Source organism: bacterium (genome assembly GCA_035530055.1).
Classification (GTDB): Bacteria; UBA6262; WVXT01; order WVXT01; family WVXT01; genus WVXT01.
Window position 1 is genome coordinate 13,902 of sequence record DATKVN010000039.1, and the last position, 13,782, is coordinate 27,683.

General features: G+C 44.2%; 5 protein-coding genes. 2 read left to right on the forward strand and 3 right to left on the reverse strand.

From position 1 onward, the window contains the following. Nucleotides 1-66 precede the first annotated feature (66 nt). From VMW39_03535 to VMW39_03545, 3 genes are read right to left on the reverse strand one after another with little or no spacing between them, the layout of a single operon-like run. The gene (locus VMW39_03535) at nt 67-3,321 is read right to left on the reverse strand and encodes an efflux RND transporter permease subunit (GenBank protein HUW23083.1); all 3,255 of its coding nucleotides are present in this window, start codon (nt 3,319-3,321) and stop codon (nt 67-69) included. Then, complete coding sequence (locus VMW39_03540; protein HUW23084.1) at nt 3,322-4,488, reverse strand: efflux RND transporter periplasmic adaptor subunit; 1,167 nt, start codon at nt 4,486-4,488, stop codon at nt 3,322-3,324. Then, nucleotides 4,485-6,293 carry a TolC family protein gene (locus tag VMW39_03545; GenBank protein HUW23085.1) on the reverse strand — a complete coding sequence of 603 codons (1,809 nt, stop codon included), beginning with the start codon at nt 6,291-6,293 and terminating at the stop codon, nt 4,485-4,487. Before VMW39_03545 ends, VMW39_03540 begins: the two co-directional genes overlap by 4 nt. Before the next feature lie 398 nt (nt 6,294-6,691). Here VMW39_03545 and VMW39_03550 point away from each other — a divergent pair, with 398 nt between their 5' ends. Further along, nucleotides 6,692-12,130: a hypothetical protein gene (locus tag VMW39_03550; protein HUW23086.1), complete on the forward strand. Its 5,439-nt coding sequence runs from the start codon at nt 6,692-6,694 to the stop codon at nt 12,128-12,130. A gap of 48 nt (nt 12,131-12,178) precedes the next feature. Next, nucleotides 12,179-13,513 carry a PorV/PorQ family protein gene (locus VMW39_03555; protein ID HUW23087.1) on the forward strand — a complete coding sequence of 445 codons (1,335 nt, stop codon included), beginning with the start codon at nt 12,179-12,181 and terminating at the stop codon, nt 13,511-13,513. Nucleotides 13,514-13,782: the final 269 nt, after the last annotated feature.

Here is a 13,782-nt window from a genome sequence, read left to right on the forward strand (position 1 = left end):
CCTTTTTCGCGCGCAATAGGAGTAGCAGAGATTGCTCTGCGTCAATCAATTGCGAAACAAGTTTCGCTACTCCTTATTATGTCTTTTTTCAAAAAGTTTTTCACCGATTAAGTAGAAATTGGGTATAATTAATAAGGTAAAGAAAGTGGCTGTTAAAAGTCCTCCGATGACTGTGATTGCCAGAGGAGCTCTCAACTCGGCTCCTTCCCCAAAACCTAAGGCCAGCGGGAGCAGTCCCAAAACAGTTGTAAGCGTGGTCATTAAGATTGGCCTGAACCTGGTCTTGCTTGCTCTTATAACTGCTTCTAGCGTATCAATTCCTTCTTTTTTAATCCTGTTGATATAGTCGATTAGAACGATGCCGTTATTCACCACAATTCCGCCCAACATGATAATTCCCATCAATACTATAACGTTCAATGAAGTATGTGTTACAAGTAGAGCTAAACCCACCCCAATTAAAGACAGAGGAAGTGTGAACATAATTATGAAAGGTTGCCAGAGTGATTCGAACTGCGCAGCCATAATCATATAAACGAGGATCACAGCAAAAATCAGAGCAAATCTTAAACTCTTGAAGGACTCCCTCATCTTTTGTGTTTCTCCGCTCAAGATTACCGAGTAGTCAGAAATATTTTGATAGTTTGTCAATTTCTCCTTAATGTCCCTTATCACATCGTTCAGACTTCTTTTGAAAATATTGGCTGTAACCAGGACAGTCCTTTGCTGGTCGAGCCGTTTTATTTCACTTGGACCTTTTCCCGTAATGAGAGTAGCAACTTCTGCCAGGGGAACCTCTACGTCGATGTTTGAATGGACTGTCAGAGCTCTTAGCCTGGATACATCTACCCTGTCTTCCGGTCTAAGTCTCACTGTGACATCTATTTCCCGACCTTCTTGTTTAAATTTGGTTGCCACATATCCTCTGATAGCAATAAGGGCAGTTCGGGCTATGTCGGTTACAGAGAGGTTATAAACAGAAGCTCTATCCTTGTCTATATGGACTTTTGTCTCCGGGGAAGGCAATGCCAGGCTGCTTCTCACTCCGTAGATTCCCGGGATAGATTCGATTTCTTGGGCTACCTCCTCAGATATTTTCTTAAGCACATTCAGTCGCGGTCCCTTTATTTCAATTACTACTGGTGCAGCAGTTTCTAAGGTAGACTTGAAGGCGCTCTCTTCCAGAATGTATTCAATCTCAGCAGGGGCAACCGTCTTCTCTTTTCTGAGCATCGATTTCAAATCCTGGATTACCTCGGCGCTGGAACGGGCCTTCCGGGTTTTTGATTTTGAAGATATCAGTTTCTGAAGCACCTGCGTACTGGAGCGGACCTTGCGGGTTTTGGCTTTTGAACTATCTTTTGTAGTTTTTGGCAATTTTCCCCTGTACAGTTTCACTACTACCTGGGCCTGATGGGAACCTAAGACTTCCAGAACATTTTCTGAAGAGGAGCCCACAGTGGCTGTGACATCTTTAACTTCTGGAATCTTACGCAGTAATTCTTCTATCTTTCTGGTTACAGAATCGGTAACCTGTAGCCGGGCGCCTGTGGGCATGTTCACCTTTATAATAAATTCACCCTGGTCTATTTTGGGCATGAATTCTTTACTAGTGGTGGAAAGGAAGAGAAAACTAATAGCAAATAGAGCCAGGACAACTATTGTTATAAGAGATTTGTGAGCCAGACAAGTGGAAAGCAATTTAGAGTAGATATTTATAATTCTAGTCTTCTTTAGGGGAGTGAAAGAAGAATTGTGAAAAAGAGAGTTGACCCCTTTTTTGGTGTCCCCTTTTCTCCGACTGGCGGCGAGGCGGGGGACTAAGGTTAAAGCCACTAATAGAGATGCTACCAGAGAGAAGGTTACAGCAAAGAGCAAATCCTTGAACAACTGACCGGCTATTCCTACAACAAACAGCATAGGTAAGAACACTGCTATGGTAGTTAGTGTTGAGGAGGTGATGGCTTCACTTACTTCTTCCGCTCCTTTAACTGCAGCTTCTTTTTGATGGAGTCCGGTTTGCTGGTGACGGAATATGTTCTCGATTACAACAATGGCGTTATCTACTAACATTCCCACTCCTAAAGCCAGTCCTCCCAGAGACATCATGTTAATGGAGATTCCCTTGAAATACATTAAACTGAACACGGCCATAATGGAGAGGGGAATCGATGTACAGATAATTGCTGAAACCCGTAGACTCCTTAAGAAGATGTAAAGGACAAAGAAAGCCAATGCACCCCCAATGAGGGCAGCATTCCTGACTCCCATAATAGATTTCTTGATGAAAATCGACTCGTCGTATATGACATCTAAATTGATTCCTCTGGGCAAGGAAAGCTTTAAATTTTCTAAACTCGCGCGAATCCTTTTTACAGTTTGAATAGTATTGGCTTCGGCTTGTTTCTGGATAGCCAAAGAAATATTATCTCCCCCGTTGTGCCGTGAGTAACTTTTATCCTCCTTGAGTGTATCTTTCACCGTGGCTAAATCTGACAGGAGAATGAGCCGTTTCTCTTCATAGGGCTTCGATTCTTCCTCTTCCCGGCTTAACTTTTGAGGTCGCTTTGATGAATTGATGGTATCTACTTCCACTACGGTATCATTTATCTCAGATACTGTTTTGAATTCGCCCATAGTTCTGATGAGATACTCATAAAGTTTACCTTTGGTTGTCCCTGCGGGATAATTTAGATTTGAGTTCTTTAAAGCCTCTACAAGAGATAGAATGGATACTCTAGAAGCTTGAAGTCTTCCCTGGTCAACCTCAACCAGTATTTCCCTCTCTTTCCCGCCACCTATTGTTGCCGAGGCGACTCCTGTAACTTTCTCGATTTTGTCTTTAATTCGCCGGGCGATTTTTAGAAGTTCCCGCGGTGTCTCCTGGCCAGTTACGCTCAAAATCATAATCGGCCGGGAGAAAGGATTGACCGGCAGTATGATGGGGTCTTCTGATTCTAAGGGTAATAGTTCCTTTACCGGGTCTATTTTCTCCCTTAACTCCAGATGGGCGAATCCCATATTCGTTCCCCAGTCGAATTCAGCAGTAACCATTGATACGCCTTCCCGGGAAATCGATTTTATCTTCTTCAGGTCTTTAACTGTTCCAATCGCTTCCTCAAGCGGTTTAGTGATTAGGTTTTCCATCTCCTCAGGAGCTGCATTTCCATAGAGAGTTACCACGGTTAATTGAGGATATGTTATGGGAGGAAACAGTTCCTGTGGTAGCCTCTTCCAGGAAATAAAACCGAGAAGTACCACCCCCAAAAAAATCATTGTTATGGTTACGGGTCTGTTAACAGAAAACCTTGATAATTTCATTTACTCGCCACCTTCTTCACCAATCATAGATACTTCTTCTTCGGCCTCACCATATTCTTTTACTTCAATTATTCTTACTCTTTTGCCATCGGTTAAACTCTCAGGCTTTTCCATAACCACCAGTTCGTCCTCTTCCAGGCCTCCAGCAATCTGAGCGTAATCCGAAGAGAGATAGGCCACCTCTACTGGTTGAGCATAAGCAACATTGTCATCTCCCACCACAAACACCCTGAACTCTCCGGTCGATCTGTCTAAGCTATCGCTGGGAATGAGGAGAGCATTCTCTTTCTCAAATACGGAGATTTTAACACGGGCGAACATCCCCGGAAGTAGTAACCCGCCAGGATTATCCAGGTTAGCTTTCACTGACAATGTCTTACTCTTCCCTGCTATTAAAGGTGAGATGTTACTTACCCTGCCAGTGAAGTCTATTTCTGGATAGGTGTCTACATTAACCGTGACCTTCTGGCCTAAGAAAACACGGTCTATCTCTTTCTCGATAATTCCCAGTTCCACAACAACGGTCTCCAGGCTAACCAGCGTGGCTACCTTCACATTGGGAGTAACGAACTCTCCCACCTCAACGTTCTTATCGCCTATTATTCCATTCCTGACAGCCCGGAGATAAGTCTTCTCAAATTCTGAGGAAGCAAGCCTGGCAGCCAGCCTGGCCTGTTCCAATTTCGACTTTATGATGGCTCCAATGGAATAGAGCTTTTCGTACTCTTCCAATTCAATCTGCGCCTGTTTCAATTTCAGCAGGGCATCATTCTGATCCAGGCGGGCTATGACTTCTCCCTTGCTTACCTTATCACCTTCACGAAAATCGAAGGATTTAACCATCCCCGCGACCTGGAATCTGAGCTCTATCTCAGAACCACCTTTTACCGTGCCCATTGCCGAGAGAGTGTCCTGGAACGTTCCCCTGGCTACTCTAAACACGTTGACCGGAACCTCTTCTTCCCTTAATTGAGTCTCCTTCTCAGCTTTCTTCTGCAGTTCTTTTGTCTTTTTTCCACGCTTTATTGAGGAGAGGAGTCTCTCTTTGCTGGTAGTAAACAGAGGCTTTCCAAACCTGGACGTCACTGCCAGTAGAATTCCTGCTCCTGCCAGAACCAGAACTATGAAAACGAGCTTGTTTCTCCTAATCCATTTATACACCATCATTCACCTCTCTTATACTTTTCAATTCCTATCGCTTTATTTAAACTGGCCAGAGCTATATGGTAATAGGCGAGCGCTTCATTGTATGAAGTGCGAGCACTGGTCAGGTTTATTTCTGCTCCCAAAACTTCGGAATTGCGAGCGAGATTCCGTTTACCTTTCTCTCTGGCAATCCTCTCTTGTTCATTGCGGAATTCTATCTCTTTAGAAGTGGCTTCAATCTGGATTAGAGATTTTTCGTAGTTAAAATAGGATTCCTTTACTTCCGATTCCATCTTCTTTTCTGTCTTTTTGACTTCGTTGACAGCCTTTTCGTACTCAATATCAGATTCTTTCTCTTCGGAAAGATTTTTTAAATTGTCGAAGAGGGATAGGGTAACAGAACCCGTGTTTGACTCGGTTCTCGACGTCTGTCCCAATTTTGGATTGGTCTGGTCAGATGTATACCCGGAACTTATCGTGCTCCCCCCTAAAGTTTTGCTAACTTTAATCCCTGCATACCAGGAGTCAGAAATCTTGAGGTCTTCCGTTTTATAGGCGCCACCACCTCTGCCATAAAATCCACTCAGGTCAATTTTGAACTTCTGGTCGCTTCTGGCAATCTTCTTTCCCATCTCAGCGAATTTCATGGAAAGTTTGCTTATGGCGAGGTCCAGGTTATGTTCCCCTGCCACCTCCAGACTTTGCTCCAAAGAGATGCCCAAATCCTGAAAATCGAGCTCAGTGTCAACTTCCACAGAAACGGGCTCGTCCAGATTGAGTAACTGCTTAAGAGTCAACAGAGCCAAAGAGTAGTCTTTCTCTTCAGAAATCTTCTGGTAATTGGCTTGATTATGTTGAGATTGAACATTCAGGAGTTCCTCTTTGGTTATCAATTTCAAGCTATGTTTCTTTCTGACCTCTTCCAAAATTGACTCTGCCTGGCGCAGGAGTTTCTCCTGTTCATGAACATTTGCCTGGGAACTCACCAGGTTATAGTAAGCCTTTTTCACATCGAAAATCAAATCCTGCTCCGTCTTCTCATGTTTCTTTTCCGCCATCTCCAATTTCACTTTTGCCTGATCAAGGGTAGACTTGAATTTCCCTCCCTGGTAGAGTGACTGCCCGATTTGTAACCCAAACTCTGTCTCTCTAAATCCCGCATCGACCCCTTTGGTCTCCAATGAGTTTATATTGCCGTCGGTCCTGTCCAGTTTGGCTGCCACAGAAGGAAAGAGGCCCCTCGTTGCCTCGCGCACCTTTAGTTCGGCAAGCCTGACTTCCTCCTCGGCAATCTTAAGAGTTTTGGAGTTATCTATAGCTATTCTTAAGCAATCTTCGAGGTCTCCTATCCTTTTTTCTTTTCCCTTTATTGAGTTCGGAGATTTTGCTGCTACTTTACGAACTCGAGTGTTTGAAAGGACGGATTTTAAATCTACAACTATGGAGTTCTTTTCTCTCTCTGTCTGGAACGAGGAGGACTGGTTGAGCTGCAGAACAAGGTAATCGAGGAGGGGAGTAGCTTTTTCTCCTTTCTGTTTATACACACAACGAATTTCTTCCACCACACCCTTATTTACTACCATTCTTTCACTCTCTCTGCTATACAGATTGTCATCAACAAAATTTATTATTAGCCTGGGAGGCGAGTCCAGAATGAAGCAAGTGTAGCTTACCCGGCCGGTATTAATCACCACTACCCTTGTCTTTCCAGCTACCTCTTCGACCCTTATCTCTTCCAATTGGACAATTTTTGCGCCCCAGGCCCCAAAAACAAAGACCATTAGTGACAGGATAATTAAAGCAACAATTCTGGTAAATTTATACATTTTATTCCTCTTTTTCACCATTTGAAATTGTGCCCCCAGGATTTCCCTGGAGTAGCAGAGCTTGCTCTGCGTCAATCAATCGCGAAACAAGTTTCGCTACTCCTTCTGATGCCCCGAAATAAAAAGGGAGAAGCGCCTGTTGAACAGAACTTCTCCCCTGTTCTATAATTTTGAACCCAACAGGCAAGGCTTTCCCCATTTTTATTTTTGCTTTTGATACTATTATATACTAACGATGTTACAAATTTGTAAGAAAATTGTAAAAATTTTGTAAATTTTTTTGCCCGGAAGACATTTACAAAAAATTAACAAAAACTTAACGTTTCCTTAACCTAAACATAACATTGTTATATTATACTTAAAACAGAAGTTGATAAGAAATGGAGGTAACTGGGGAAATGGATAATAACATGAATAAAAAACTTTATGTAAAATTATTATTATTGAGTTGTCTGGTATTAGCCATCATACCTTCCTTTTTATATGCTGACCAATACTCGATACTGAAGGTTGAGACCTACCCCGTTGTGGGAAGTGCCGACGTAACCAAGGGAGTTCCCTTTGAAATCAGGGTAATCGCTTGTAATGAATTTGGCGACCAGATCACTCCCGCTACGCTCGGTTGGAATTACGCTCAATTTGCAGATATCATTCTGCAGTCGAATGAGCCTAATGCCCAGATTAAGAATAATCTGGGGCAGTGGGTTTCAATGACCAGCCCACCTTATCAGATACGATTGGATGGAGAGGGTGATAGGATTTTTGAAGTAATTTTGAATACGGTGGGGGACGATAAGAGGATTACGGCTCAACAGAATCCCGCCTCCTGGGCTGGTATTATTGACGGATTTCTCGATTTCAAAGTGCACGACTTTGTCGACCATTTTGACATTAGTCTTCCTCCTGGCTCCCAAACAGCAGGGGTTGCTTTTAACATTACAATATACGCTAAAGATGTTAATGACAATATAGCGAAAACGTTTAATGACACCATAGATATTTGGGCTGTAATACCGCCAGGTTATACGTATGAACCAAACATGACTCCTTCTACGATTGCCGGCAGTTCATTCACTAATGGCGTGGCTATTATTCCAGTTACAATTTATGGTTCCCATCCAGTCTCCCGCTTAGTTAAAATTAAGTGCGAAAATAAGGTTATGCATGGTGGCTACTATGCCGCAGGAGAGAGCGCTGACTTTGCTGTAAATCCGAATTCTTATGCCAAGATTCTGTTACTTGTTCCCGGGGAGGACCACCGACCAGGCCGGCTAATCGGTTCGGGAAAGGAGGGTATGCCGGATACCCAGACTGCAGGTGTGGCTTTTAATGTCCAGGTCTATACGACGGATGAATACTGGAATCCTATCTTTGCCAGCGTTCCCATAACCTTCACTTCCAGTGACCTGGCAGCAGACCTTCCTGCTTCACCAACAATGACTACCAACCCGGAAACCTTCCCCGTGACCTTTCACACAGTTGGCCTGGGAACGCAATGGATAAGGATAACCGAGGGTGCTAAAGAGAGCGTAAGTACGGATATCCCCGTTGAACCTAACGACATATTCTATTTTACATTCGACAGCAACATACCGAGTCCACAGAAGACCACAGACCCATTTCAAATTGACTTAACGGCTTATGACGCAGATGGTAACGTGGCAAGTTACAATCAAGAAGCACAACTGAGTTGCACTATGGGTGCTGAGTATGCAAACCCGGATACTATACAATTTACCAATGGAAGAGGCAGCGCCTGGGTTCAGGTAACAAAGATGGGATTGGTCAAAATTATTATTGACGATGGCACCCATTTTGTAGAGAGTAACGAGTTTCTCGTCCTTGCGGGAGACTTTAACCAATTGGTGGTGCTCCTGGAGGGAGAAACCCATACCCCGGGACTGGGGGATGGCAAGGCTGGCACTCCAAATTCAATCAATGCAGGAGGTTCGACCACTGTTACTATCATCGCCTGTGATGATTATTGGAACAGAAAAGCAATTCCAATAGAGATAAGTGATATAATTTCCCTTACCGGACATATAGTGCCACCATTGCTTCCATTTAACTTGGCAGCTGATGGGACCGGGCAGTGCCAGGTTACTTTTAGAACTTCCTATGATGCAGCGACGCGCGCTGATGAACCACAGACTATAACAGTCAGTGGCGGCGGTAGAACCACTACCTCGAGTGCCATTATTGTTAATTCTGGAACTTACGACAGATTAGTACTTGTTGCTCCTGGTGAGCAACTCGACCCCGGCACATTTGATGCCGATGGAAAGAGCGGTTCTCCTGCTACACGAGTTGCTGGCACTCCCTTCACTTTAACCGTGGCTGCTACAGATTCCTACTGGAATCCTGTAGATAGCGGATTTCCTGCCACCGTAACCTTTAACTCAGGAGATTCCCACACTGATGTTCTTTTTGCAGGATTGCCCCAGGGAAGTGCTGTGAGTATGGGAGCGAGGATAAAAGATTTCTCTGCCACTCTAATTACGCTTGCTTCTCCGCAATGGGTAACTGTAACCGGTGGCGGTAAGACGACTCAAGTCAACATCCCTGTTACCCATGGTGCACTGGACCACTTTGCATTCAGTAACATTGCAGATTGCACTGCCGGCGATACTATTTTCAATGTCACCATTACTGCTCAAGACCAATACAATAATACAGTATTAAGCTTCAATCAAACCGCCACTTTATCATCAACTACTGGAGGAAATACATTTATTCCCACGACTGCGACCTTTATTAATGGACAATCTATAATTAATGTAATAATTTATAAGGCCACATATCCAGGCACTGCAAAACTTACCTGTACTTATGGGGGCAAATCAGGAGAAAGTAACCTATTCGTTGTAAATCCTGGACCTTACGCAAAGCTTATCCTTATCCTTCCCGGACAAACTTACGAACCGGGTAATATAGTAACACAGGGAAAGAGTGGTGCTCCATTTCCCTACACCGTGGGTAATCCTCCCATTGGAACTATAGTTTATACTGTTGACCAGTATTGGAACAAGGTTCATCCTCCAGACCCTGAACCCCTGGTAGAGATTACCATAGAGGATCCAATTCATTACCTGATTGTGGACCCTGTTAATCCCTGGACACTGAGTAATGGTGAGGCTACTTTCTGGACAACTCTTAAAACAGCAGCCACTGGACAGGTTCTAATTGCTACAGACTTAGGAACGGGCATTAATGATCGTAGTACAATTGATGTAAATCCAGGAGCTTTTGATAAATTACAGATAATTGCTCCTGGTGAGACTCCAGACCCGGGAAGCGATTTGGGAAAAACAGGACTCGTTCAATCTCAGGTAGCAGGGGTGAGTTTCGACCTTACAGTTAGGGCGGTTGACCAATACTGGAATTTGATACCTGCTATAAATGGGGAGAGCATCGACCTTATCTCTGCTATAGACGCCGGTCTGGATGCCAGATATACACCTAAGTCCTTTGTAGGAGGCGTCGCAAACTTTACCATATGGCTTGATGGGAACAATCAAGATATAGATGTCACTGCCATAAGTCTTCAGCCTCCTCCCTTTGTCAACCAGGATACAGTAATGATTCATGTGGATAGGGGTTATAATTATGTTGTACTAGTGCCCACTTCTTGTAAGGCTGGCACCTTATCTACAAATGTATTTTCCATGAAAGTTAAACTGGTAGATACGAGTGGCGTTACAGTAACAGACGCTAATAACTGGTTCACGATGACTCCCTGTTTAGCGATAGACCACTCTCCTGCCACAAACCCGCAAGGTCTGGGAGTAAAAGACTATAAATTAACCAATGGAGAAGCCATTTTTGACCAGAGTTACGATATAGTGGAAGTAATCTCTATAGCGGTGAGCGATACTTTTGGTAGAGGACCTGTATTCAGCTCTGCCGTAGACGTTCGTGAGACGGCACTCAGGTATAGAGTAGACGTGCCTGGTGAAGCTACTGCAGGGGAAGTGTTTGAGATGGATGTAAGCCTGATTGACATCGGGACCGGCAAAGTAGTACCCAGCAGGGACAGGGAAGTCAATCTGGTTCCCATTTCTGGCGCAGAGCCTGGAAGGGAAGGGCGTCTTTATGTTACTAATGTAGGGCTATCCAGAGGTACATGGAAGATTACTAACCAGTGGTATACAAAAGCAGAAACAATTTCTATAAAAGCTTCCGATGCGCAAATTTACGTGCCGGCAGCAGAGGATAATTCCAGCCTTCCTTTCCAGTTTCTGCCAGGAGAACTGAAGAAGTTGCAGATTTTGGCCCCGGGTGAAGAGCCGAGGCCGGGCGAGATGGCCTACATTGAGACCGGTAAGGATGGTAGCAACATCCTGGTTCAGGGAACTGAAATCGATTTTCTGGTCACGGTTCAGGCCGTAGACCAGTACTGGAATCTGGTCGATGAATTCAGCGGAGGATCTGTTTATTTCTCCTCTGAGAACTCTTTCAGTTCCCAGCCTGTGGAATCATCGCTTACTTACGGCTTGGCAACTTTCATCGTTACTCCCCATCAAGCGGGTGCATCTTTCACTCTCAAGGCAGAAGCTGAAAGCCCAACTGGTTTAGAACCCCAATCTGTTACCGTTCCCATGGAAGTAGCTGAGTACCGGATTACAAGCACTGTGCTTGGTGCCAGAACTATTGACCCATTTAAATTGATTGTTGAACTTGTTGACCCTGGAACGGGTTTCCCCAAAAGCGGGGCGAACAACCCATTCATATTGACTGCCTGCACAATCAGTGGTGGAGATGCTCCAGGCACATGGACAAAGGTGGGAGGGGCGTCAGCGTTGAACAACGGGTCAGCAGAAATCTGGGTAAGATATGATACAGTGGGAAAGATTCTGTTCAAGGTAACTGATAGTTTTGGTCGTCCTGCGGCATATACTGAGGTTATAGATATCAGGCCAGTGGGGCTACGCTATGACTTGGAGGCTCCTGGTAAGGTGGAGGCCGGTAAAGAATTTTCTCTTACGGTTAGATTAATTGATACCGGAGCGGAAAACCCGATCACTCCCAATGAATATGCCAGACAGATAAAATTGGTTGCCTGTGCTTCTCCTAGCGGGCAGCCAGCAGAAGGAGAATTGAAGATAAAAAATCTCTATTTACAGGGAGGAACAATAACCGTCACTCAGAGTTATAACTTTGCTCACGATATCTATATTGAAGCTTCTGATGCCAAAGTTTATACCCCTGCATCTGCATTGGGACGCACTGCTGACATTGAAGTCATCGGTGCACCGGAAACAGTAATGAAGTTGGAAGGAGCGCATAATGAAATGAACGGCGCACTATATTTGAGAAGTAGTACGCTTATAAGTATTATGTGTACATCTGATATTAAGGCGAAGTATATCTATTGTAGAGATAATAAAGGGGATTGGAAAAGGTATGATAAGTATGTTGAACCATTTGCCCTCTCTCCTGGGGCTCATACTATTGAGTATTATGGAGAAGATGACTATGGACATAAGGAAGAGATAAATCAGAGCAAGACAATTTATGTCTCTTTCTTTAGCGCTGGCGCAAATGGAGTACTCAATCGACCTAATCCGTTCCGCGCAGGTAAACAGAATACTCTAATAGAATATAATATCAAGGAGCCTTCCAATGTAACCATTACAATTTACGACCTCTTCGGCCAGGAGGTCTGGCATAAGAGTTATGCAGAAGGAGACCCAGAGGGTGGCAGTAAAGTGAACCAGGTTCCCTGGGATGGAAGGAACCTCTCCGGAGAAGTGGTGGGAAATGGAGGCTATATCTGCCGGGTCTGGATTGAGAAAGAAAAGAGGCATATGTTAAGGAAGATAGCTGTTGCCAAATAGGTAGCCGCAACCTTCAGGTTGCGTGGTTCAAAATAGGGGGAGAAGAAAATGGAAAAGAGGGTTTTTAGAATATTTGGAGTAGCAGACCTCAGTCTGCGTTTTCTTATTTTGGTATTAATTTTGGCGATGCACTGGCAACTCGCCAGGGCAGGTAATTACTATGGAATGGCCAACGACTATCTGCAGTATGGGGCAGGAGCGAGGTCTTTAGCAATGGGAGGAGCCTATGTAGCCCTGGCAGATGAGGCCAGTGGACCTTATTGGAATCCTGCAGCATTAACACAGGTCGATGAACACCAGTTTCTTTCTATGTATGCTCCATTCTTTGAAAAGACTAATTATAACTTTCTCTCCTATGTTCATCCCCTGCGAAGGATGGGGACTTTAGCTATTTCCGATGTTCTTCTCCATTCCGGAGGATACGATGAAGTCAATGATAGTGGAATTGTGGTTGACCCGAATCAGTCGATATACAAGAACGCTATAATTATTTCTTACGCAAATAAGATTTATGAACGTCTCTCTTTGGGAGCGAGTTTGAAACTGATTCATCAGCGAGTAATGAGGTATTCAGGGAATGGCCAGGGAATAGATTTGGGGATACTTTATCAGCCCTTAGACGAACTGAACGTCGGGTTATCCCTGCAAAATGTCTTGCAGCCAAAGGTGACTCTGAGATATGACCCCGACGTGTATGAGATGAATTTGAAGGCCGGTCTGGCATTGAAGGCATTCTCTAACCGCCTCACCCTGACTGCAGATATCAATAAGCTCGTTCGTGAGAAGGCATACTTCTGTACAGGAGTAGAGTTTTCTCCCTGGGATAAGCCTACCTCGCCTTCTTTGAAAAGGGTAGATTTGAGGTTAGGATGTAATCACCTGCAAACCTTTACCTGTGGACTGGGACTGAAGATAAAATTTTTCACTGTGGATTATGCCTTTAGTTCTCATGACCTGGGAAGTCTTCACAAATTTGCCCTTACCTTTAGCTGGGGAAATATCTATAAGGCAAGTGCGCATCCCATTTTGAAGACGGAAAATACCTATGGGCTTGACGCTTTAACCAATGAACTCGAATTTTCTGCTTATATTCCTTCAATTACTGTAAAGAGATGGACTCTGGAGATAAAAGGTGAAAATGAAGAAGTAGTGAAGAGTTTCTCCGGGGAGACCCGTCCACCGGAAATTATCAGGTGGGATGTTTGTGATGAGATGGGCAGGCCGGTACAGAGGGGAGACTATATCTACGAATTTACCGTGGTGTATAAGAACGATAGACAGTGGGTTGATAAAGGAGAGATAAAGCTCCAATCATTCCCTCAAGAAGAGACGCCGATAGAAATGAGAGTAAGCGGAGAAGAACTCACTGAGGGTGGTGAGTGAAGACCATCACTCCTTCCCTCCCTTTCGGGAGGACTCCAAAGAAGGTGGAGTCCTTGCGAAAGCAAGGTTTTCCCTCTTTCTGAAGGAGACGAGGATTTTCGGTAGACAGGAGGAGAAGTAAAATGTTCAAAAATATGAGAAAAATTTCAATAATCATTACGATACTCCTTTTCATTCCTCTGTCAATAGCAGGAGCAAAGATGATGGAGATGGATGCCGTCACTGAGTATAAGTTCGCCAGTTCTGCTTATAGAAAAGGCAATGTAGAA